The 23,342-nt window shown below is 73.7% G+C and carries 17 protein-coding genes; 4 read left to right on the top strand and 13 right to left on the bottom strand.

Annotation, left to right across the window (positions count from 1 at the left end; genetic code table 11):
• Positions 1 to 124 precede the first annotated feature (124 nt).
• The 8 genes from H4687_RS32400 to H4687_RS32435 form a co-directional block, all read right to left on the bottom strand.
• The gene (locus tag H4687_RS32400; protein ID WP_046916643.1) at positions 125 to 2,041 is read right to left on the bottom strand and encodes a VgrG-related protein; all 1,917 of its coding nucleotides are present in this window, start codon (positions 2,039 to 2,041) and stop codon (positions 125 to 127) included.
• Positions 2,041 to 2,769, bottom strand: coding sequence for a CIS tube protein (locus H4687_RS32405; protein ID WP_046916644.1), 729 nt, complete (start codon positions 2,767 to 2,769; stop codon positions 2,041 to 2,043). The genes H4687_RS32400 and H4687_RS32405 overlap by 1 nt, the downstream gene beginning before the upstream one ends.
• 16 nt (positions 2,770 to 2,785) lie before the next feature.
• Positions 2,786 to 3,211: a phage tail protein gene (locus H4687_RS32410; protein WP_046916645.1), complete on the bottom strand. Its 426-nt coding sequence runs from the start codon at positions 3,209 to 3,211 to the stop codon at positions 2,786 to 2,788.
• A gap of 42 nt (positions 3,212 to 3,253) precedes the next feature.
• Complete coding sequence (locus H4687_RS32415) at positions 3,254 to 5,542, bottom strand: hypothetical protein (RefSeq protein WP_192781745.1); 2,289 nt, start codon at positions 5,540 to 5,542, stop codon at positions 3,254 to 3,256.
• A gap of 1,296 nt (positions 5,543 to 6,838) precedes the next feature.
• Complete coding sequence (locus H4687_RS32420) at positions 6,839 to 6,997, bottom strand: DUF6760 family protein (RefSeq protein ID WP_005480066.1); 159 nt, start codon at positions 6,995 to 6,997, stop codon at positions 6,839 to 6,841.
• Complete coding sequence (locus H4687_RS32425) at positions 6,994 to 7,548, bottom strand: hypothetical protein (protein ID WP_050399320.1); 555 nt, start codon at positions 7,546 to 7,548, stop codon at positions 6,994 to 6,996. The genes H4687_RS32420 and H4687_RS32425 overlap by 4 nt, the downstream gene beginning before the upstream one ends.
• A complete protein-coding gene (locus tag H4687_RS32430) occupies positions 7,548 to 7,991 on the bottom strand; it encodes a phage tail protein (RefSeq protein WP_005480063.1) in 444 nt (147 codons plus the stop codon). Before H4687_RS32430 ends, H4687_RS32425 begins: the two co-directional genes overlap by 1 nt.
• A gap of 92 nt (positions 7,992 to 8,083) precedes the next feature.
• A complete protein-coding gene (locus H4687_RS32435; RefSeq protein WP_005480061.1) occupies positions 8,084 to 9,661 on the bottom strand; it encodes a phage tail sheath family protein in 1,578 nt (525 codons plus the stop codon).
• A 280-nt stretch (positions 9,662 to 9,941) separates the two neighbouring features.
• Here H4687_RS32435 and H4687_RS32440 point away from each other — a divergent pair, with 280 nt between their 5' ends.
• On the top strand, positions 9,942 to 11,402 hold the full coding sequence (locus H4687_RS32440) for a hydrolase (protein WP_050399321.1): 1,461 nt from the start codon (positions 9,942 to 9,944) through the stop codon (positions 11,400 to 11,402).
• Between the two features lie 95 nt (positions 11,403 to 11,497).
• Positions 11,498 to 12,892 (top strand): RICIN domain-containing protein, encoded by a 1,395-nt coding sequence (locus H4687_RS32445; RefSeq protein WP_046918024.1) that lies wholly within the window; start codon positions 11,498 to 11,500, stop codon positions 12,890 to 12,892.
• Positions 12,893 to 12,958: 66 nt separating this feature from the next.
• On the opposite strand, the gene H4687_RS32450 is transcribed toward H4687_RS32445, so the two are convergent.
• From H4687_RS32450 to H4687_RS32460, 3 genes are all read right to left on the bottom strand, one after another.
• On the bottom strand, positions 12,959 to 15,049 hold the full coding sequence (locus H4687_RS32450) for an ATP-binding protein (protein WP_046918025.1): 2,091 nt from the start codon (positions 15,047 to 15,049) through the stop codon (positions 12,959 to 12,961).
• Positions 15,046 to 15,702 carry a DUF4255 domain-containing protein gene (locus H4687_RS32455; protein WP_005480053.1) on the bottom strand — a complete coding sequence of 219 codons (657 nt, stop codon included), beginning with the start codon at positions 15,700 to 15,702 and terminating at the stop codon, positions 15,046 to 15,048. The genes H4687_RS32450 and H4687_RS32455 overlap by 4 nt, the downstream gene beginning before the upstream one ends.
• Before the next feature lie 132 nt (positions 15,703 to 15,834).
• Entirely contained in the window at positions 15,835 to 16,503 is a 669-nt protein-coding gene (locus H4687_RS32460; RefSeq protein ID WP_046918029.1) for a helix-turn-helix transcriptional regulator, read from the bottom strand.
• A 308-nt stretch (positions 16,504 to 16,811) separates the two neighbouring features.
• On the opposite strand from H4687_RS32460, the gene H4687_RS32465 reads away from it, so the two are divergent.
• The gene (locus tag H4687_RS32465; RefSeq protein ID WP_046918026.1) at positions 16,812 to 19,883 is read left to right on the top strand and encodes a LuxR family transcriptional regulator; all 3,072 of its coding nucleotides are present in this window, start codon (positions 16,812 to 16,814) and stop codon (positions 19,881 to 19,883) included.
• 43 nt (positions 19,884 to 19,926) lie between these two features.
• The gene (locus tag H4687_RS32470) at positions 19,927 to 20,607 is read left to right on the top strand and encodes a hypothetical protein (RefSeq protein WP_063778550.1); all 681 of its coding nucleotides are present in this window, start codon (positions 19,927 to 19,929) and stop codon (positions 20,605 to 20,607) included.
• Here H4687_RS32470 and H4687_RS32475 read toward each other — a convergent pair.
• Entirely contained in the window at positions 20,594 to 21,961 is a 1,368-nt protein-coding gene (locus tag H4687_RS32475; RefSeq protein ID WP_046918027.1) for an L-serine ammonia-lyase, read from the bottom strand. The two genes, H4687_RS32470 and H4687_RS32475, sit on opposite strands and share 14 nt — an antisense overlap.
• 109 nt (positions 21,962 to 22,070) lie before the next feature.
• On the bottom strand, positions 22,071 to 23,336 hold the full coding sequence (glyA, locus tag H4687_RS32480; RefSeq protein ID WP_046918028.1) for a serine hydroxymethyltransferase: 1,266 nt from the start codon (positions 23,334 to 23,336) through the stop codon (positions 22,071 to 22,073).
• Positions 23,337 to 23,342: the final 6 nt, after the last annotated feature.

The raw sequence follows: 23,342 nt of genomic DNA on the forward strand, positions 1-23,342 counted from the left end.
TGGACGTGTGGGCAAGTGGGGCGTGTAGAGCGTGTGGACGTGCGGGCCATGTGGGCTGTGCGGGGCATGTAAGTCACGTCGCCTGTGCGGGGCGTGTGCACGGTGGGCGTGCGGGCGGTGGGCGTCACGGGATCGGATACGGCTTCTTGTTGACGAGCACGATGCCCGTGATGTCGACATTGGCCGCCCGCAGCGCCGCCTGGCCGACCGCGTTGATCTGCACGGTTCCGGCCGCGCTGATCGTCGCGGCCCCGGCCGCGCTCATGGTGAGGGCGCCCACGGCGTTCACGTTGACCGCGCCGCCGAGCGACCGGAGGCCGACGATGCCCTGGCCCTGGAGGTTGAGGGGGCCGCCGCTGCGGATGGTCACGGACCGGCGCGCGCTCAGCGTCAGATCGGTCCCGGCCTTGACCGAGACCGAGGTGCCGCCGGTGATGGAGACGGCACCCTTGCTGTCCACGGTGATCTCGGTCTTCGTCCGGTCGAGGTTGATGATCAGCCGGTCGTTGCCGGTGGCGAGGCGCACGCCCTGCTTGCGCAGGCCGGTCTGCTGGCTGAGCAGGTCGACCCGGTTGCCCTCTCGGTCGGACAGGGTGTGGCGGATCGCCTTCTTCTTGACCGGGTCGTGCAGGTGCACGTCCTTCACGGGGGTCGGCTTGTCGACGCCGTTGTAGAGGCCGCCGATGACGAACGGGTGGTCGAGCGCACCCCGGTCGAAGGCGACCAGCACCTCGTCGCCGACGTCCAGCGGGAAGATCCCGCCGCCGGCCTTGCCGCCCAGCTGCACGGTCCGCGTCCAGTCACTGACGTACGCGTCGTCCAGCCACGGGAACTGCAGCTTCACCCTGCCCTGCTTCAGCGGATCCTGGACGTCGGTGACGAGGGCGTTGGCGACACTGGGCAGCCGCGGGGCCGCCGTACCGCCGCCCGAGGTCAGCCCGAACAGCGAGCGCCACTGCCGGCCGCTGACGGTCACCCACGTCTCGTAGTGGCTGCCGTCGCCGAAGGTGTGCCGTACGGACGTGCAGGTGTACTTGCCCTCGAACGGGGCGCCCACGTCGGAGAGCGTGATCGGCACACCGGGGCGCAGCAGCGGGTTGCCGCGCACCATGACCTCCAGCTCGGCGAAGGCGGAGGTGATGTCGTCGGCGAGGGAGGCGGCGGCGTGCGTGACCTCGCTCTGCAGGTCGTACGGCGTGTCCGTCTCGACCAGCTTGGCGGCCTTGAAGGGGGTCGCCGCCTTCTGCGGGGTGGTGCCGATGGCGATACCGGGGTTGGCGTCGGCCTTCGTCGTCGCGGTGAGCTTCTTCTTCGTCGTGACGTTCCAGCCGCGCGCCTCGACCTTGCCGACCTGGTCGGCGGCGGTGACGGCGGCCCGGCAGCGCAGGATGTCGACGCCGGCCTTCAGCTCGTAGGGGTTCTTCCGGCCGGGGGCGCTCGACGCGGGCGCGCCGGACGCCGGCTTCGGCTCGACGAACTGGAACTTCCCCTTGGCGTCCAGCGACATCACCATCTCGTTCTCGTCGGCGAGCCGCGCGAGGAAGTCCCAGTCCGTCACGTTGGACTGGCTGATGAAGTCGTAGACGGTCTTGGTGGACTGCACCTGACCGATCGGGACGCCGTTCATCGCGGCCAGCTTGCGGGCGATGTCGGCGGCCGTCTGGTTGCGGTACGCCGCCACCCTGCGCACCCGCATCAGCCGGTGGCCGGCGTCGTAGCCGCGCACGACGGTGAAGGTGCCGGTGCCGTCGTAGTCGGTCTCCATCCCGGTGACCTCGCCGGTGAACACCGGGCTGCCCGCGCCCTGTCCGCCGGCCACGGGCGAGATGACGACCAGGGAGCCGAACCTGACGTTCAGTTTGCCCAGCAGCAGCCCGTGCGGGTCCCGGAAGGTGACCCGGAACGCGCCGGGCACCCCGGCCCCGAGGTCGACCCAGCCGCCGACCAGCAGGTCGGCGTAGGCGGTCGGCAGCTCCCTGCCGTCGATGGTGACCCGGATGATGTTGGAGAAGGACGGGTTTCCCGCCTCGGCCCCGCCCATCAGCGGCCCACCTCTCCGGCCGCCGGGAGGACGAGTTCGGTGCCGGTGGGCAGATGGGTGGGGTCGTCGATGCCGTTGGCCTCCGCGATCGCCCGCCACGCGGACGCGTTCCCGTACTCCCGCCACGCCAGCGACTGCAACGAGTCGCCCGCCACGACCCGGTGCACACTGCGCGCGGTGAGCGCGCCCGAGGTCGGGTTCTGCCCCTCGGTCCGGCTGGGGATCTCGTGCAGCGTCATCCGGCAGGCGGCCCGGATCGGCACACCGGTCGTCCCGAACAGGGAGTACGTGACGTCCACGGAGCTGACGTACGCCGTGAAACGCGCGGTCGAGAACGACCCCCACTGGAACACCACCCACGGCGGCGACGGCTGCTTCGCGGCGAGGCTCTTGGCCGTCACCTCGCAGCACGACAGCAGCGACTCGACCTTCTTCAGCACGGTGGTGCCGCTCGGCTTGTCGGAGGAGTCGAGGAAGATCTCGACGTTCATCTCCCGGGGGTCGGGCCCCATGAACTCCGGCAGCGCGCCGTCGCGCACCGCCGCGCTCGTCGTCCGCTTCCACTGGGCGCCCTGGCGCAGCGTCAGTTCGGAGGGGTTGAACTCGAAGTTGAACGTCTTCTTCAGCCCGCCCGGTGTGGTGCTCGTCCCCACCGGCGGCTCGTGAATGGCCAGGGTGGCCCGCACGAGACTCTTGCCCGCGCCGCCGCCCTTGCTGCCCTTCGCCATGGTCTGTCCCCGCCCCTCAGTCCGTGAACCCGTGGTGCGCGATCTCCAGCACCTCGGTCGCCACGCTCGGGTTGGACGGGTCCAGGGACGGCCCCTGCCAGCTCACCGGCAGGACGTCGATGAGCCCCCAGTGCGCCACCTCCGAGCCGTCCGCGCGCAGCGCCGCGATCTGGGCCGTCGGCCGCTTCACGCCCGTCGCGACGGACGAGATCCACGCGGCGACCTTCGCCGTGTCCGGCGTCAGCGGCCTCGTCAGCCGGATGTTCGAGAACGTCACCCGCGAAGGGAACTGCCAGACGAACCCGTTGTTCCCGCCCTCCTGGCGGTGCTCGATCTCCACGGTCGAGGACAGCCCTTCGCACCCGTTGAAGTAACCGAGGCTCTCGCCGTCGATCGTCAGCGTGAAGAAGATGGTGGAGCCCGGGTCGAGATCGCGGGACATCTGGGAAGGGCCTTTCTGGTGGTGCGGGGCGTTCGGGGGCGGTCAGTGGCGGGGGTCGCGGAGTCTGCCGACGCGTTCGCGGTCGAGGCGGAGTTCGGTGCGGACGAGGCGGGTGATGCGGCCGATGAGCTTGTGGGTCAGTTCGTCGAGCTGGAAGTCGGTGAGGGAGCGAGGGTCGAACGGGGGGCTGGGGGAGTCGTTCTCCGCCGCGGGGGAGGGGGATGCGGGGGAGGTGGTGGGGGCGGTGGTTGTGGGGGTCGAGGTGGCGGGGGTGGGGCGGAGGGGGGCTTCCGGGGCTCGCTGGATCGGTGCGGGTGCGGGTGCGGGTGCGGGCGCGGGCGCTGGCGCGAGTGACGGTGTGGGCGCGAGTGCGCGGGGGGTGACGGGCGGGGTGGCGGGGGCCTTGCGGGCGACGGTGAGGGGACGCGCGGTGGGGGGCGGGGTGGTGGGCTGGGCGGGTCTGGCGGGCTGGTGCGCCTTGAGGCGTTGTACGGCGGGGCCGGTGCCCGGGGTCGCGGGGCGGCGCAGGGGTACGGCGGGCCGGGGGGTCTGACGCTGGATCACGGGGGGTGCCGTGGGCGTGGGCAGGGCCGAGGTGAGGGCGCGGGTGGGGGTGAGGGGGCGCGCGGGGAGGGGCGCGGTGGCGAAGGAGGTCAGGGGCGTGGCCGTGGGGGCGGAAGAGGGCAGGACCGCAGGGGTTCTGGAGCCGGAGCCGGGCGACGGGGCAGCGCCCGGTCGCCCGAGGGGTTGCCGGGTGGGGGTGATGGGCGACTGCGGGGTGGGGGTGGCGGGTCGCGCCGTTCCCCGCGCCCCTTCAGGGCGCTGTTCCTGGCCGGGGGGTCTCAGGGGGACGGCCTGCTGCTGTGTCGTCGTCGCCCGCTGCAGGGGGAGGGGCGAGGCGGGGCCCGCGCCGCCGGAGGGCTTGCGGGGGGAGAGGGGCTGCGCGTCCTGGGGCGGGGTGGAGAGCGGGGCGCCCAGGAGGGGGCGCTGACGGGGGGTGGGTGCCGGTACCGACGGTGTGAGGGGGGTCGGTGGGGGGGGCGTGGGGGCGGGGACGGCCGACGGGACGGGGCCGGAGGTGGGGGCACCGAGACCCAGGCGCTTTGCCGCGCCGGGGGTGCGCGGGCTGGTCGGGGCGGGGGAGGAACGACGGGGGCCTGTGGCCGCGGCGGGCGTGGTGTCCGTACCGCCCGGGGCGTGGGCGGCCGTCCCCTGACCGCCGGCCGCTGTGCTGGTGGTGGTCGGTGCGGCGGGAGGTCCGGCGGGCGCGGCTGCCGTACGGCCGGTGCCGGTTGTCGCCCGCTGGACGTCCACGGCTCCGAAGGCGGGGGCGGTCGAGCTGGGGCGGCCGGAACTGCCCGCTGCCCTGCTGGAGCCGGTGGTGGCGGTCGTGCCGGAGGGAGAGGTACGGGCTGTGCTCGGCGTGGCACCGCCCGTGCCGGATGCCTCGGCCGGGGTGCGGCCGCGTCCCGCCACGGGCTGTTGCGCATCGCCGGGAGCAGGGGCAGTGCTCGTGCTCACGTGCGGGGCGGTCGGTGGGGTGACGGTCACGTCGGGGTGGGCGGGCGTACCGCTGGACCCCGTCGCCGCGCGCTGGACGGTGTCGGCGGTGGTGGGTCCGGGGGCGCCAGAGGCGCCGTGCGGGCCGGTGCCCGTACCGGCTGAGCGGGTTGCCGGCGTGGCAGGGGCCGTGCCGCGGGTGTCCGCTGCCGTACGGCCCGGGTGGGCCGCCGCCCGCTGGACGGTGCCTTCGGTGCGTCCAGGTGCGGCGGGGGTGCCCGCGCCGGTCGCTGCGGCCGGGTTAGCGCTACCGCCGGGGTGCGCTGCCGTACGGCCGGGGTGGGTCGCCGTCGGCTGGACGGTGGCCTCGGTGTGTCCGGGGGTGGGCGGGGGGCCCTGGGGGTTGGTGGGCGGGGGGCCCTGGGGGTTGGTGGGCGTGGGGCCGGGGTTTGCCGGCGTGCGCCCCGGGTGGGCTGTCGCCCGCTGGACGGTGCCTTGGGTGTGTCCGGGGGCGGAGCGGATGGGTTGCGGGCTCGTGCCCGCGCTGCCCGAGTCGGTTGCCGTCGGCCGGACGGTGACCTCGGACTGTCCAGGGGTGGCGGGGAGGCCCTGGGGGTTGGTGGGCGTGAGGCCGGGGTTCGCCGCTGTGCGGCCCGGGTGGGCCGTCGCCCGCTGAACGGGGTCTTCGATGCGTCCGGGGGCGGTGGGGGTGCGATGCGGGCTTGTGGCCGGGCGGCCCGAGTCGGTCGCCGTCGGCTGGGCGGTGACCTCGGACCGTCCCGTGACCCGGGGCGATCCGGAGGACGCGGGGGAACCCTGGGGAGAGTCCACCGCCGTACGGCCCGCAGGGGACGCAGGGGACGCAGGGGACGCAGGGGACGCAGGGGACGCAGGGGACGCGAGGGATGCAGGGGACTCAGGGGACGCATGGGTCGCCGCCCGCTGGATGTCGAGCCCGGCGCGACCGAGGTCGGCCGCCGCGTCGGCGGAGCCGCTGGACGTGTTGTCATTGCTGCCCACGGGGGTGTCGCTGCCAACTTCCGCCGTCGGCTGGACCGTTGCCCTCACAGGGGCACCGGAAGCGTCGACCTGACCCACACCCGAGGCCGCCGACCCCGACGCGCCGGACCCCGACGCGCCGGACCCGGACGCCGTACGCCTCGACGCCGTACCCCTCGGTGCGGCGTCGCCCGGCACCGACCGTTGCAACGAGACAACGCCGGAGGCGGCCCTGGGCCCGGACGTCGGGCCGTCGGCGATCGCCGCGTGGCCTCCCGTGGTACCGCCCGATGCCGTAGGCCCACCAGGGGATCGGCCCGGGGCACTGCTCGGTGCCGCGGGCCCACTCGAAGCGTCGCCCGAAGTCCCGCTCGGCACCACCGGCCCGGACGACACATCGCCCGCTGCCGTGGGCCCCGTTGAGCCGCCCCCCGAGCCCCCGCCCCCCATGTCCCCGGCAGCCTGCGGCCGCACCGTCGGCAGCACGCGGCGCTGGACGGCCGGTGGGGTGGTGGGGACCTTGGTCAAGGGCGCCCGGCGGGTGGTGCGGGGCGGTACGGGAGTCACCCGGGGGCCGGCCGGGCGGGACGGCGTGACCTGGTACGGCGCGCGCTGCACCGGCCGTACATCGCCGGGCGCGTCGGGCTGGGGCGCGGGCTCGTCGAGCGCCACCGGGAGGGTGCGTACGGGCAGTTCGAGGCCGGCCACCGGTGCGGCCGAAGTGGTGAGGACGTCCCTGACCAGCCCGCCCGGCGCTCCGGGCAGGACGGCGTGGGACAGGGTCCCGGTGAAGGAAGGGTTCTGCCAGGTGCTCAACCGCCCGCTGAACCCGGCGTCCGCGACAGCGGCCCGCCCTCCGAGGGCACGCTGGATCGGAGCGAGCCCCTCCCACCCACGCCCCGCGGCCGAGCCACCGCCCGCACCGGCGGCCGGAGCCGGACTCCCCTCCGAACCCGAACCCGAACCCGAACCCGAATGCGAATGTGAATGCGACGGCGAACCCGACTCCGAGCCCGCACCCCCGGCGGCAGACGTCACCGCACCGACCGCGGCGACCGAGCCGACCCCACGTCCTGCCGCCCCCGCCGCGCCCGCGACACTCCGTAGCCGATCCAAGAACCCCACGTGTCAGCCCTCCGACCCGCCCCGTGTCACGAGGGACGCGATCTGTTCGGTGTAGCGGCGGCGGTCGTGGTGTTCGAGGTCGAGGATCTCCTCGAAGCCCCAGTGGAAGTGGTAGGCGACGTACGCGATCTCCTCGTGCAGCCGGTCGGTCGCGTACGTCACGATTCCCCCAGGCGGCTCCCGCCGAGTTCGACCTCGAACGGCTCGGAGCAGTGGGGGCACTCCACGGCCGCGCGGGTGTGGCCCTCCGCGTTGACCTGCCGGTAGAAGTCCTGGAGGAACGCGAGGTCGGACGCGAACATGTTCTCCACGATCCCGTCGTGGACCATCGGGAGGTTGCCCAGCCGGGTGATGACCCGGCCGAGCAGCACGACCGACAGATACGCCGGGTTCTCCTGGACGCGGACGTCCCGCAGCGGGATCAGCTCGTCCCGGGCGGTGGCGAGACGCATCACGCCCTCCCGGTGGACGTTCCCCGCCTCGTCGACGTACCCGCGCGGCAGCTCGAACGGGAACTCCGTCCGCAGCCGCTGCGCCGCCGGCGCGACCGCCGGGGCGGCGGCGGGAGGGACGGCGGTGGTGGGAAAGGGGGACGCGACCGAAGCCGCCTCCTCCCCGGCCCCCGCCACCGCACCCACCGCACCCGGACCCGCACCGGGGACGTCCACGATCGAGCCCGCGCCCGCGCCGGCCCTGCCAGCCGTGCGCCGCATTACTCGATGACCAGTTCTTCGAAGACGATGGTCACCGTCTCGGTGAGCGCGGACGCCTCGCCGGCCTTCAGGGTGCTGGCGTCGATCTTGCTGCACCAGGCGTTGCGCATGTTGTACCGCTTCACCGGATTGTTCTGGTAATCCATCATGATGATCGACGCGTTCTTGCGCGCCGAGCTCATCTGGCCGTTGATGGAGTCGTTGATCCACGTGTTGAACGCGGCCGACTGGGTCATACCGCGGACCACGGTGCACTGACCGTTCTTCTGCACACCCGGCAGCAGGTTGACCTCGGGCCGTCCCTGCGCGGAGTTCTGCTGGTACGTGATGACGTCCTGTTCGAGGGTGAGGCCGCTGACCTCCGCGAGGTACTCGACCATCACCCCGTCGATCTGCAGGCCGAAATTGTGTGAGGTAAGGGCGTCACCCGGCGCGAGACTCATCTGTTCTGTGTCCTTCTAGGGGGTCGGGCAGGGGGTGGGGCTGGAGAACTGGCTTGGTACGCGAACGCTGGTGGGCGCGGGCCGGCGAGGGCCTACTCCTCCAGCTCCCCGCTGCCGCTGGAGAACTGCGCCAGCCGGAAGATCACGAACTCGGCGGGCTTGACCGGCGCGATACCGATCTCGCAGATGACCCGGCCGAGGTCGACCGACTCCGGCGGGTTGGTCTCCTCGTCGCACTTGACGTAGTACGCGTCCTCGGGCCGCTGGCCGAAGAGGGCGCCGCTGCGCCACTCGTTGACCAGGAACGCGGAGACGTTGCGCCGGATCCGGGCCCACAGGGCGTGGTCGTTCGGCTCGAACACCACCCACTGGGTGCCGATCAGGATCGACTCCTCCAGGTAGTTGAAGTACCGGCGGATGTTGAGGTAGCGCCAGGCCGGGTCGGACGACATGGTGCGGGCGCCCCAGACGCGGATGCCGCGGCCCGGGAAGGCACGGATGCAGTTGACGCCGATGGGGTTGAGCAGGTCCTGCTCGCCGCGGGTGATCTGGAGTTCGAGATCCACCGCGCCGCGTACGACCTCGTTGGCGGGCGCCTTGTGGACACCGCGCTCGAAGTCGTTGCGGGCCCAGACGCCGGCGACGTGGCCGCTCGGCGGGATGACGCGGGACTGGCCGCTGGCCGGGTCGAAGACCTTGATCCAGGGGTAGTAGAGCGCCGCGTACTTGGAGTCGTACCCGGCGGTCTCCTGGCGCCAGACCCGGATCTGCCGGGCGTTGAGGCCGGGCGGCGGGTCGATGACGGCGACCCGGTCGCCCATCAGCTCGCAGTGGGCGATCAGACCGAGCTGGACCGCCTTGACGGCCTCCAGGTCGATCGCGCCGCGCTGGTAGGCGGCCATCAGGTCGGGCACGGCGACCATGGAGATCTCGTCCACGGCCTCCAGCCCGCCGAAGCCGGTGCGGTCGGCGGAGTCGCCGAGGTACTGGGCCGGGCCGGGGTGGCCGTCGTCCGCCGCGACCGGCGTGACGGGCGCGGGCGCGGCGGGGGCCGCCAGTGCCACGGTCTGGTTGTCGGGGCGCGCGAGCTGCGCGGCCGGTGCCGTCTCCTGGACCGTGATGAGCTTGGAGCGCTCCTTGACCTGCGTGACGACGTAGTTGCGGCCGCCCTTCTTGGCGGTCACGTCGAAGGTCTCGACCGGCTTGTCGCCGTCCTTGACGATCAGCCGGAACCGTTCGGCCGGACCCTCGCCCTCGGGGTCGGCGACCTCGACGCTCAGCGAACCGCCCGCGATGGCGGTCACACTGAACGTGCCCAGCTGCTTCGGCTCGCCCGGCGGCAGCGCGGCCGGCGCGGCGGTACCCGTCACCGCGGCCGGACCGCCCGCGGACGCGCCGCCCTGGTCGGTGCCGCCGACCCGGACGACGTACGCGGCGCTGCCGCCGTTGTTGAAGAACCCGTACACCGAGTGCGCGAGGTAGTAGCCGTCGGTGAACTCGCCGAAGGCGGCGACGTACTGGGACCAGTTGGTCACCAGCGTCGGCTCGTTCAGCGGACCGGTCGGGGCCAGGCCGACGAAGGCGGCCACCGAGGTGCCCACACCCTCGATGGGACGCGAGCCGCTGGCCACCTCCTCGACGTAGACGCCCGGCGACAGGTAGGACGGCATGCTCTGCTCTCCTTGGGGTACGAGACAGGTCGCCTCTCACCCTCACGCGCGAAGCGCGTCCGTCGAAACGTCCTCGGGGACCTGATCGGGGGCATGTCCGTTGCCCCGAGGGGCAGTCGGGCCGATCGGCGCGGACACACCCGGGCCGCCCCCCCGGCACCGGCCCGGCGGCAGCGCCCCCGTGAGCGCCCCCGAGCCCGCGCACGCTGCCCTTTCGGGCACCGCGACCGTGCACCTTCTCCTCCTGACCCGGCTCCCGCGCTCCCGGTAGCGTCCTGACGTGAGCCTGTGGACTTCCCTCGAACCCGCCTCCGCGACTGTGGACCCCGGGAGCAGTACGACGGTGCGGTTGCGTCTGCGCAACACCGGTGACGTCGTCGACGAGTACCGTTTCGAGCCGGTCGGTGACATCGCGCCGTGGACGACCGTGGAGCCGCAGACGCTGCGGCTGTACCCGGGGACGACGGGGTCGGTGGATCTGACGTTCGCCCCGCCCCGCACCCCGGACGCGGTGGCCGGCCCGAACGCCTACGCGGTGCGGATCACGCCGACCGAGCATCCGGAGGCGACGACGGTTCCCGAGGGGAACCTGACGATCACCCCGTTCACGGAGGTGCGGACGGAACTCGTGCCGCCGACGGTGAAGGGACGCTTCCGGGGGCGGCCGAAGCTGGCCATCGACAATGTGGGCAACACCAAGGTCACCGCGTCGGTCAGCGGCAGTGACAACGGCGACCAGCTGTCGTACGACATCCATCCGAGCAACGTGCAGATCGAGCCCGGCCGCGCCGCGTTCGTGAAGGCCACGCTGAAGCCGCGCCAGATCACCTGGTTCGGGTCGAAGGAGGAGCGGCCGTACACCCTCGCGGTGAAGCGGTCGGGGGTCACGCCGCTCGACGTCGAGGGCACCTACGTGCAGCGGAGTTTCCTGCCCGGCTGGCTCGCCACCTGCCTCGCGATCTGCCTGGCCCTCGCGATCACCTTCGTGACGCTGTGGCTCGCCTACAGGCCGAGGGTCGTCAGCGCCGCCACCGAACTGCAGAAGACCGGGGTCAGCACGCTGGCGCCCAGCCCCTCGGCGCCGGCGTCGACCCCGCCGCCGCCCACGCCCTCCGCCCCGCCCGCCTCCTCGCCGCCCCCGCAGGTGACGGAGACGGAAGCGGCGGGCACCGGTGGAGGCGGGTCCGGCGACGGCAGCGGCGGCGGGTCCGGCGGCGGGTCCGAGCCGAAGAAGAAGCGCGCGCCCACGGCCGCGACCGCCGTACGGCAGCTGGCCGCGTCGGACCCGGGCGGCCGGCACATCTGCTACCGCGCCTTCGTGACCGGCAAGGGTTGGACGGCCCCGGAGTGCGACGGCGACACGGCCGGCACGGTGGGTCAGGCCCGGTCGCTCAAGGCCCTCAACATCGCGGTGTCCGGCGTCAACGGCACGGCCAGCGCCGCGTTCGTCCACAACCCCGACTCGACCAACGGCCAGGGCACCTATGGCGGGAAGCCCTGGTCGAGTGCGAAGGACGGCTTCGACAACTACTTCGGCAGCTCCAAGCCGGGCGCCCCGGACCTGCTGGGCTTCACCATCAACGTCGACGAGGGCGGCAGGGGGGTCTGCCAGTCGGTCCACCAGAAGGACCGGGGCTGGCAGAACCTGGCCTGCGACAAGCCGGGCGAGGGCGAGAACTACATCTTCGGCGGCACCCTCGACAACGGCATCTGGCTCGAAGCCGTCAAGTTCACGGTGTGACAGGGCCGCCCGGGCGGGCGCCGGTGGCCGTCGGGGCAGCCGGGCCTGCCCCGACGGCTCCTGACCGGACGCCGCCCGCCGCGTAGCGTCCTGACGTGAGCCTGTGGACATCCCTCGAACCCGCCTCCGCGACTGTGGACCCCGGGAGCAGTACGACGGTGCGGCTGCGTCTGCGCAACACCGGTGACGTCGTCGACGAGTACCGCTTCGAGCCGGTGGGTGACATCGCGCCCTGGACCAGGGTGGAGCCCCAGACGCTGCGGCTCTATCCGGGGACGACGGGCACGGTGGAGCTGACGTTCGCCCCGCCCCGCACCCCCGACGCGACGGCCGGCCCGAACCCGTACGCGGTACGGATCACCCCGACCCAGCACCCCGAGGCGACGACCGTCCCCGAGGGGAACCTGACGATCACGCCGTTCACCGAGATGCGGGCGGAACTCGTCCCGCCGACGGTGAAGGGACGCTTCCGGGGGCGGCCGAAGCTGGCCATCGACAACCTCGGCAACACCAAGGTCACCGCCGCCGTCAGCGGCAGCGACAACGGCGACCAACTGTCGTACGACATCCATCCGAGCAACGTCCAGATCGAGCCCGGCCGCGCCGCGTTCGTGAAGGCCACGCTGAAGCCGCGCCAGATCATCTGGTTCGGGTCCAGGGAGGAGAGACCGTACGCGCTCGCCGTCCAGCGGGCGGGCGTCGCACCGCACGCCGTCGACGGCACCTACGTCCAGCGGGGGTTCCTGCCTGGCTGGCTCGCCACCTGCCTCGGGGTGGCCGTGGCCCTGGCGATCACCTTCGCGACGCTGTGGTTCGCCTACCAGCCCCAGGTCACCAGCGCCGCGACCGATCTCCGGCAGGCCGGTACGACGGCCCTGCCGAGCGGCAGCCCGTCCGCGATGGCACCGGCGCCGAGCATCTCGGCGGCGCCGCTCCCGTCGGAGACGCCCGAGGCTCCCCCGGAGGAGAAGCAGGAGCAGCAGGAGGAGCAGCCCGAGAAACCGGGTTCGGGCTCCGGCCCGGGCTCCGGGGGCTCAGGGTCCGGGTCCGGGTCGGAACCGGACACGAAGCCCACGGCGAAGAAGCCCGCCGCCGCCAAGGGGTTCGCCATCATCGGCCGGGGTTCGAACCGCTGCGTCGACGTCACGGACGCGAAGAACGGCAAGGGCAAGGACGGCACCCCGCTCCAGATCTGGGAGTGCGCCGGCACCGCCAACCAGAAGTGGGACTTCCGGGGCGACGGCACCGTGCGCTCCCTGGGGCTGTGCATGGACGTGGCGTGGGGCTCCCGGGACGACGGCGCCGTCATCCAGCTGGCCAGGTGCAGCGGCAACCCGGCCCAGCAGTTCGTGCTCAGCACCGAGGGGGACCTGGTCAACCCGCAGGCCGACAAGTGCGTCGACGTGAAGGACAACGGCACCGGCGACGGCGCCAGGCTCCAGCTGTGGACGTGCGCGGGCACGCCCAACCAGAAGTGGCGCGTGAAGTAGGCCCGCCCCGGCGGGGGCCACGCCCCCGCCGGAGTGCACTGCCCGGCGGCAACCGCCGGACGCCCGCTACCAGTTGCCCTCGCCCGGCACCAGCCGCCCGGCCTTGCGGTACTCGCGCTCGGCGCCCTCCCGCAGATCGGCCGAGGTGACCGGCCCGCCCCGCCCGGCGGCGGCGTAGGCGGCGGTGACGACCGCGCTGCGGATGGAACCGCCGGCCAGCTCGAAGTCGCGGGCGACCGCCGCCGGGTCGGTGTCGTCCGCGCGGGGCACCGCGGCGAGGCTGTGCCGCCACAGGGCCAGCCGCTGGGCGGTGTCCGGGAACGGGAAGTCGACCACCAGATCCAGCCGCCGCGTGAACGCCTCGTCGATGTTGGCCCGCAGATTGGTGGTCAGCAGGGCGATGCCGTCGAAGGACTCCAGGCGCTGGAGCAGATAGGCGCTCTCCATGTTGGCGTACTTGTCGTGGGAGTCCTTGACCTCGGAACGCTTGCCGAACACGGCGTCCGCCTCGTCGAAGAGCAGCACGGCGTCCGTGCGGTCCGCCTCGGTGAAGATCCGTTCGAGGTTCTTCTCGGTCTCGCCCACGAACTTGTCGACGATCGAGGAGAGTTGCACGACGTAGAGGTCCAGGCCGAGTTCGGCGGCCACGACCTCGGCCGACAGCGTCTTGCCGGTGCCCGACTCGCCCGCGAAGAGCCCGAGGACCCCACGGCCCCGGCCGCCCCCGGCGCTCAGCCGCCAGTCGCCGAGGACCCGGTCGCGATGGCGGGCGCGCAGCGCCAGTTCCCGCAGCTCGGCGAGGGGCTTGTCCGGCAGGACGAGGTCGTCCCAGCCGACGTCCGGGCGGATCCGGCGGGCGTGCCGTTCCAGACCGGAGGCCGACTGCAGCCGCGCGGCCAGCCGCAGATGGGCGGCGGTCACCTCGCTGCCGTCGAACGCCGCGAGGTCCACGGCCGCGCGGGCCGCCCGCTCGATCCGGTCACCGCCGAGCCGGTACGGGGCGACCGTGGCCGCCAGGTCGAACCCCGGCCCGTCCGCACCGGCACCGAGCGCCGCCGCCCAGGCCTCCACGGCACCCGAGGACTGCCGGGGCACGTCGAGGACCAGCGGATCACGGTCGCACCACTGCGGGTCGTATGGCTGCGGGCCGGTGAACAGCACGGACACGTCGGCCGTCGTCAGCGCCCGGAACAGCGGCCCCGGGTGCTCCGGCAGCGGCGCCACCACGACCGCGCACCCGCGCAGCCGGGCCTCGCGCAGCAGCGGGGGAAGCAGTCGGGCCGCCTCGTCCTCGGCCGCCGGGGGCGTGAAGTGCAGGGCCTCCACCCCCGCCGTGCGCAGGGCAGCCGAGGCCCGCGCCAGCCCGTCACCCTCCCGCCGCTCCCGCAGATGCACGGTGACCGGTGCGGCGGCCAGCCGGCCGGCCAGCCGGTCGGTGAACCCACCGTCCTCCGAGGTCGCGGACGCGGACATGGACGCGGAGGTGAACGAGGCCGCCGCCGGGAGCGACGGCGACGGCGCGAGCGGACGCACGTGACCGGCCAGCGCCGCGTCCATCGTGTCGTCGCCGAGCAGATGGGCGACCAGCCGGTCGGGCACCCTCAACTCCCTTCCGAGAAAGGGTCGTTCGGGCTCCTCGACGGTCAGCAGGCCGAGCGCGCTCAGCGGCGCCGAGGGCAGGAACCGGGCCCGCGCCCGAGCCAGCTGCACGGGCAGGCCGCACAGATCGAGCGCGAGCCCGACGGTGGCCCGGCGCCGGCTGACGTCGTCGTTGAGGTACCCGTACAGCTGCTCGTAGGAGCGGTCCAGATCGGGGGCCAGGGCGATCAGCAGGATGCGCGTGTCCAGCTCGGTCAGCCCGAGCCGCCCCGCGAGCCGCTCCAGCGGACCGCCGGGAGCCACGCCCGCGCCGGCGGCGTCCTCGGCGTCCTCGAACACGGGGGCGTGCGGCCCCGCCGGCGGCTCCAGCAGATGCCGTACGCCCTCCTCGGACACGTACAGCCCCCGCAGCGGATCTCCGGCCGTCGGATCACCGGCACCGCGCTCCGCCACCAACTCGGCGACCCGGTCGCGCAGTCGGGCGAGCCGGAGGAGGAGCGCGTCGGTGTCGGAGGACCCGGAGGTGCCGGAGGCCGCGTGGGTGGTGTGGGTGCTCAACGTCGCCCCTCCCCGGTGTCCGGCGCGGACGCCAACCGGCCCGGCCGGTGCGCGCGTTCCTCCGAGCCCTCCAGGGAGCCGTCCATGCCGCGTACCCGGATCGCCGCGCCCTCGGTGACCGGGGGACCGGCGTCGTACTCGGGGAAGGCCGGGAACGGGACGGTGACGACCAGGTCGAGGGACGGCTTCAGCTCGCCGCCCAGCGCGGACCAGATCTCCGCGAGGGACCGTGACTCGGAGTGCAGCCCCGCAACGGACAGCGGCACGGTCAGGCCCAGCGCCCCGAGCGCCCCCGGGAGTCTCTCGGCGGGCAGCAACTCGTGCGGCAGCAGCGTGGCCAGCACCGCCGAGAGCAGCCGGTGTTCGTCCTCGGGGCGCTTCGTCCAGGCGGTGACCAGGTACGACAGCCGGAACCAGCGGGGCGGCTGCCGGCGCCGCACGACGATGTCCCGGCTGTCACGGACCGGCATGTGGCCGCGCTGGCGACGGGAGACGTCCTCACGGATGTCGTACAGATAGGCGTTGACGGCGGGCGCGTTGCGCCGGGCCGCCCAGTCGCGGGTCGGCGCCTCGAAGGCGACGTCGATGCCGGAGCCGGCCAGGGCACCACCGCCGATCAGTCCCTTGAGGACCTCGTCCACCTCGTGGATCACGGTCGTGCTCCTGCTGTGTCGTGTGCCTGTCCCTCGATCCTGTCCGCCCGGAGGCATCCCTTCCAGACGCGCCGGGGACGACGAGGGGGCACGGTGCGCTGCCCAACGGGCCCGTTCCGTCTGCCCGTTCGATCAGATGTAGCCTTCCCGGAGGGCATAGGCCACCGCGTGCGCCCGGTTGCGCAGATGCAGCCGGGTGGTGAGCCCGTGCATCACGTTCTTGACGGTGCGTTCGGAGTAGGAGAGTTTGCTCGCGATCTCGCCGGTGTCCATCCCCTCGGCGACGAGCCGGAGGACGTCGATCTCACGCGGCACCAGGCCGGACAGCGGCGCCCCGGTGCGGCCGGCCACGGAACGCTGCAGCGTGCCCACCTGGTTGATCAGCCGCCCGAGCAGATCGGCGGGCAGGTCGCCGTCCCCGCGCGAGGCCGCGAGCACGGCCTGCGCCAGCCGGTGCGGGGTGGCCTCGTGGCGCCACACGATGGCCCCGACCCCGCACTCGATGACCTCCAGCAGCTCGGTCTCCCGGATCAGGCTCACCACCAGGACGGCCCGCGCCCCCTCGCTGCGCACCATCCGGCGCAGCGTGGACAGCAGCGGCTCGTCCGGTGTCTCCCCGACCAGTACGGCCACGGTGCCCGGCCGTACCGCGGCGTCGTCCTTCAGGTCGATCACCGGGTGCCCGCGCAGCTGGCTGAGCACGCCGGCCCGGGAGAGCGGGTCGAGGGTGTGGACCACGACCGGGATACGGCGCCGGGGTTCCTGGTGCTCGGCCATGGCGGTGGCCGTGCCGGTGACCATGGCCGTGGCCGCCGGCGTGTCCGCGGTCCGGAATGTGCTGCGCAACCGTTTCTCCCGTATGCACGAAATCGCCGCTCCTGTGAGGGGAGTGGCCGAGGGGCTCGATTCACCCTTCTGTGTGACGTGTGCGCCGCGCAATCGTGGAGGACCACGAGACACACCACGAGATCGACCCCGGGCCCGGCCCCGGCGCTTTCCCGCCGACCTTCCGCGAGCGGTGCACCCGGACGGACCGTGCCCCGTCTACGGAAGCGGAAAACGACGGTCCACGACAGCCACCACCACGACGGTCACGACAGGAGACAGCGATGTGCGCGCCGGAACCGCTTCTCGAACGCCGTGAGCCCTTGGAGCTGCTGGCCGCCGAGGCCGCCCGCGCCCGGACCGGCTCGGGCCGCCTCGTCCTGCTCCGGGGCGCCACCGGCACCGGCCGCACCGCGCTCCTGGAGGCCGCGGCCGACCGGGCGGCGGCGAACGGCATGCGGGTCCTGCGGGCCCGCTGCTCACCCGAGCACCGCTCCGTACCCTTCGACACCGTCTTCCAACTCCTCGCCCACGGACCGGAGTTCGACCAGGCGGCGGGCGAGGCGCCGGACCCGCCGGGCACCCAGCCGCACCGGGGCAGGCCCGCACGCCTGTGGCGGCTGCTGCGCTCCTACGCGGCCGAGTCCCCGCTGCTCGTCGCCGTGGACGACGCCCACCTCGCCGACGCCCCGTCCCGCCGCTGGCTCGTCGAGGCCGTCCGCCGCATCGACCGCCTGCCGGTGCTCCTGGTGGTCACCGAGCGCAGCCAGTACGACCTCGACCCCCCGGCGGACGGCTTCGCGCACGCCCTCTCCCCTGCCCTCGTGCACACCCGCACCCTGGCCCCGCTGAGCCCGGACGCCGGTGCGCGGCTGGTCCGTTCGGTCCACGGCGACGCCCCGCCGGACTGGGTCGACGCCTGCTTACGGGCGGGTGCGGGCAGCCCCCTGCTGCTGCGCGCCCTGCTGGCCGACCTCCGCGACGCCACCCCGGGGGCCCTCCCCGCTGCCCTTCCGGACACCTGCGCGGCGCTCTATCCGGGCACCTACGCCGCCGCCGTGTCCTGGTGGCTGGACAGCGCCGGGCCCGCCACCACCGCCCTCGCCCGCGCACTCGCCGCGCTGGACGACGCGGACACCCCGGTGGCGGCCGACGCCGACCTGCTCGCCCGGACGGCCGGGGTCGACCCCGCCCGCGTACCCGGCTGGCTCACCGCGACGACCCGCCTCGGCCTGCTGCGCCCCGACCCCGAAGGACGCCCCCGGTACGCCCACCCGCTGCTGCGGGACGCCGTGCTCGGCGGCTGGGCCGGCGCCGACCGGCAGGCCGCGCACCGCCGGGCGGCCGAGGCGATGCTGCACCGCGGCGACCACGCCGAGGCCGTCGCCGGCCAACTGCTGCGCTCCGGCCCCGTCGGCGAGGCCTGGGCGACCGGCGCCCTGCTCGACGCCGCCGACCTGGCCGTCCGCGACGACCGCAGCGACGACGCCCTCGCCCACCTCCGCCGCGCCCTCGACGAACCGATGCCGGCCGCCCGCCGCACCATGGTCCTCACCGAACTGGGCTCCCTGGAGTACGCCACCGTACGGTCCACCGCAGGCATCCCCCGGCTCGCCGAGGCCATGCGCCTGCCCGGACCGCCCCGCGAACGCGTCCACGCGGCGGTCGCCCTCGGCACGGCCCTGGCCCGGCGCGGCGAGGCCCGGGCCGCCGTCGACGTGCTGCGCGGGCTGCGCGACGAGCACCTGACGGGCCACCCGGACCTGATCCGCACCGTCCAGACCGCCTCCGCGCTGCTCTCCGACCACGACCAGGGCGTACGGCAGGAGGTGTACCGGTGGCTGCGTGAGACCGCCGAGCGCTCGCCCCACCTGGTCGGCACCGCCGGACAGGCCCTCCTCGTGCGCTACGAGGCCACCGCGGGCCTGACCTCGGCGGCCTCGGCGATGCACCGCGTGCGGGCCCTGCTCGCCCGGCCGGCCGATCCCCTGTCCGAGATCTTCCTGCTGGGCACCGCCGCCGCCGTCGCCCAGTGGGCCGACCAGCTCGACGAGGCCGAGCGCCTCGTCCGGCGCGGCCTCGACGGCCGGCGCACCTCCTTCCTCCACCCCGCGCACCAGGCCCTCCTCGACGTCCGCATCGACATCGCCGCCGCCAGGGGCGCCCACGAGGAGGTCCTCGCCGACCCCGAGGTCGCCCGCGCGCTCACCGGCGGCCCCGCGTCCGCCAACGCGCTGGCCCACGCGGTCGTCGCCCTCGTGGAGACCGGCCGTACGGAGGAGGCCGCCCGTCTCGCCGACGGCTTCGACGTCCGGCACGCCCACGACTCCTGGGAGTTGAACCGCTTCCTCCACGCCCGCGGCCATCTCCGTGCCGTCACCGGCGACCCGGCCGCCGCGCTCGACGACTTCCTGGAGTGCGGTCGCCGCCAGTCCGCCCGGGACGTCGCCAGCCCCGTCGTCACCCCCTGGCGCTCCGCGGCCGCCACCTGCCACCTCGCCCTCGGCCGCACCCGGGAGGCCCTCGCCCTCGCCGAACGCGAACTCGCTCTCGCCACCGTCTGGAACACTCCCCGCGTCCTCGGCCGGGCCCTGTCCGTCCTCGGCACGGCGACGGGCGGCCGCCGGGGCCTGGAACTGGGGGACCGGGCGGTACGGACACTGCGGCAGGGGGTCGACGGGGCGACGGAGGAGGCCGCCGGGGCCGCTGTCGTGGCCCTGGAAAGCGCCGCCTCGGCGGGCGGGGGCCGGCTGTCGGCCAGGGGCCCCATGACCGCCAAGGGCGGCTGGAAGCAGGGCGGAGCACGCGTGACGGCGACCGCCGCGCACAGCTGGGCGCCGGGCGAGGCCCTGGCACGGGCCGTGGGCGGCTGGTCCGCCGCGGTGCCGTCGACCGGCGGCTGGGCGGCGGCGGTCGACGCACCGGACGGCCGGGGGACCGGGGCGCCGGGCGGATCACCGGTGACGAGGGAGCTGATACCGGCCCTCATGGCGCAGGGACGGGCGCTCGCCGCCGCCGGGGAGCGGGCGCGGGCCCGCGACGCCTTCCGGGAGGCGGCCGAACACGCCGAACGCCTCGGCGCGCTCCGCCTGCGCGCCGTCGCGGAGGAAGCCCTGCGCGAGGGCGGCGCCCGCCGCGCGGCGACGGCCCTGACGGGCCCGTCCGCGCTCACGGCGGCCGAGCGCCGGATCGCCGAACTCGCCGCGCAGGGGCACACGAACAGGGAGATGGCCCAGCTCCTCCACCTCGCCCGCCGCACCGTCGAGACCCACCTGACCAGCACCTACCGCAAGCTCGGCATCCGCCGCAGAGCGGAACTCGCAGCGGCCCTCGCGCACACCGGGGAGACCACGTGACCCGGCCGCCCGGCCCGGACCCAACTGCCCGAGGAGGCACCCGATGGGCGCTCGTTCGTTCATGCTCGCGACCCGGATACCGATGGCGCGCGACGGCTTCGAGGAATGGCTCCGCACACCCCTGCCGGGCCTCGGCATCATCGAGAACCCGTCGGCGATGTACACGGGGTGGGCCGCCGACGGCGCCGAGACGGACTGGGACCTGACCGAAGTCGCCGTCCACTACCCGGCGGCACCGGCCGCGATCCGCGCGGACCGGGAGAAGACCCCCTCCCAGCTGCTCGCCCCCCGAGCCGCCCAGGGCCTTACCCTGCTCCGCCACCGGGACGACGCGCTGGAGGCCTATCTGTACGACTACCACGGCGAGGAGACCGGCACCCACACCGCGCTGCTGATGCTGGCCGGCGCGGGCCGCTTCGCCCCCGCCGGCACCGAGTCCCCGGTCCTGTACTGGGGCGGCGACGTCGACCCCGGCCTGCCCATGAACGGCGACCGGCCCCTCGCGGTCCTCCTCGTCGGCAGCACCCGCTCCCGCTTCGTCGCCACCTATCCGCTCGAAGCCCTGATCGCGCACCTGACACCGGTCGAGACCGACTTTCTCGCCGCGACCGCCGCCCACGGAGCCGACGACGAGCACCCCGGCCACGTGACGGACCTGCTCGACCCCGTCCTGCGCGCGAACCAGCGGGCCGCCCCGCCGAACGACCCGCTCAGCACTCGATGATGTTCACCGCGAGCCCGCCCCGCGCCGTCTCCTTGTACTTGACGGACATGTCGGCGCCGGTCTCCTTCATGGTCTTGATGACCTTGTCGAGGGACACCTTGTGGGTGCCGTCGCCGCGCATGGCCATGCGGGCGGCGGTGACCGCCTTCACCGCGGCCATGCCGTTGCGCTCGATGCAGGGGATCTGGACGAGGCCCCCGACGGGGTCGCAGGTGAGGCCGAGGTTGTGTTCCATGCCGATCTCGGCCGCGTTCTCGACCTGCTCGGGGGAGCCGCCCAGCACCTCGGCCAGCGCTCCGGCCGCCATGGAACAGGCGGAACCGACCTCGCCCTGGCAGCCGACCTCGGCGCCGGAGATGGAGGCGTTCTCCTTGAAGAGCATGCCGATGGCGCCGGCGGCCAGCAGGAACCGGACGACCCCGTCCTCGTCCGCGCCCGGCACGAAGTTGATGTAGTAGTGCAGGACGGCGGGGATGATGCCGGCCGCGCCGTTCGTCGGGGCCGTGACCACCCGGCCGCCGGCCGCGTTCTCCTCGTTCACCGCCATCGCGTAGAGCGTGATCCACTCCATGGAGCGGGCCAGCGGATCGCCCTCCGCCCGGAGTTGACGGGCAGACATGGACGCGCGACGCCGTACGCGCAGACCGCCGGGCAGGATGCCCTCGCGGGACATCCCTCGCGAGACGCATGCCTGCATCACACCCCAGATGTCCAGGAGCCCGGAACGGATCTCGTCCTCGGTGCGCCAGGCCCGCTCGTTCTCCAGCATCAGCGCGGAGATCGACAGGCCCGTCTCCTTCGTCACCCGGAGCAGCTCGTCACCCGTGCGGAAGGGGTACTTGAGAGGGGTGTCGTCGAGCTTGATGCGGTCCGCGCCGACCGCGTCCTCGTCGACGACGAAGCCGCCGCCGACGGAGTAGTACGTCTTCGACAGCACTTCCGTGCCCGCCGCGTCATGCGCCCAGATGGTCATGCCGTTGGCGTGGTAGGGCAGCGCCTTGCGGCGGTGCAGGACCAGGTCCTTGTCGAAGGAGAAGGGGATCTCGTGGTCGTCGAGGAGGCGGATGCGGCCCGAGGTCCTGATCGCCTCCACGCGGTCGTCGGCCGACTCCACGTCCACGGTGCGCGGTGAGGCACCCTCCAGCCCCAGGAGCACGGCCTTGGGGGTGCCGTGGCCGTGGCCGGTCGCGCCCAGCGAGCCGTACAGCTCGACGCGGACCGAGGCCACGTCCGCGAGCAGCTCCTCGTTGCGCAGTCGGCGGGCGAACATCCGGGCGGCTCGCATCGGGCCGACCGTGTGGGAGCTGGACGGGCCGATGCCGATCGAGAACAGGTCGAAGACCGAGATGGCCACGGTGACTCCTCAGAACGGGGGAGGGCGGTGCGGGGAGTGGGGCACCGCGCTCACTCCCCAGTGTGCGCGGTGCCCCGGCAAAGCGGGGTGTACGGCGATGAAGCCCGGGTTACTTCCCGAGCGTCGGGTACAGCGGGTGCTTGTCGGCGAGGGCCTTGACCCGGGCCTTGAGGGTCTCGGTGTCGGGGTCGGGCTTGAGGGCCTGGGCGATGACGTCGGCGACCTCGGTGAAGTCCTCGGCGGTGAAGCCGCGGGTGGCGAGGGCGGGGGTGCCGATGCGCAGGCCGGAGGTGACCATCGGGGGGCGGGGGTCGTTGGGGACGGCGTTGCGGTTGACGGTGATGCCGACCTCGTGGAGGCGGTCCTCGGCCTGTTGTCCGTCGAGTGCGGAGTTGCGCAGGTCGACGAGGATGAGGTGGACGTCGGTGCCGCCGGACAGGACGTCGATGCCGGCTTCGCGGGCGTCGGGGGCGGTGAGCCGCTCGGCGAGGATCTTCGCGCCCTCGACCGTGCGCCGCTGGCGCTCCTTGAACTCCTCGCTCGCGGCGACCTTGAAGGAGACCGCCTTGGCCGCGATGACGTGCTCCAGCGGACCGCCCTGGAAGCCGGGGAACACCGAGGAGTTGAGCTTCTTGGCGAACTCCTTGCTCCGGGCGAGGATGATGCCGCCGCGCGGGCCGCCCAGCGTCTTGTGGGTCGTGGAGGTGACCACGTCCGCGTACTCGACCGGGTTGGGGTGCAGCCCGGCCGCCACCAGACCCGCGAAGTGCGCCATGTCCACCCACAGGAACGCGCCGGTCTCGTCGGCGATCCGGCGGAACGCGGCGAAGTCCAGCTGCCGCGGATACGCCGACCAGCCCGCGATGATCACCTTCGGGCGGTGCTCCTTGGCCAGCCGCTCGACCTCGTCCATGTCGACCAGGCCGGCGTCGTCCACGTGGTAGGCGACCACGTCGAACTGCTTGCCGGAGAAGTTCAGGCGCATGCCGTGGGTGAGGTGGCCGCCGTGGGCCAGGTCCAGGCCGAGGATGGTGTCGCCGGGCTGGGCGAGGGCGAAGAGGGCGGCCTGGTTGGCGGAGGCGCCGGAGTGCGGCTGGACGTTGGCGTACTCCGCGCCGAACAGTTCCTTGAGGCGGTCGATCGCGATCTGTTCGGTGACGTCGACGTGTTCGCAGCCGCCGTAGTAGCGGCGGCCGGGGTAGCCCTCGGCGTACTTGTTGGTGAGGACGGTGCCCTGGGCCTCCATGACGGCGAGGGGGGCGAAGTTCTCGGAGGCGATCATCTCCAGGGTGGACTGCTGGCGGTGCAGCTCGGCGTCGACGGCGGCGGCGACCTCGGGGTCCAGCTCGTGCAGGGGAGTGTTCAGAAGCGACATGCGTAC

This window comes from Streptomyces stelliscabiei, assembly GCF_014873495.1.
Taxonomy (GTDB): Bacteria; Actinomycetota; Actinomycetes; order Streptomycetales; family Streptomycetaceae; genus Streptomyces; species Streptomyces bottropensis.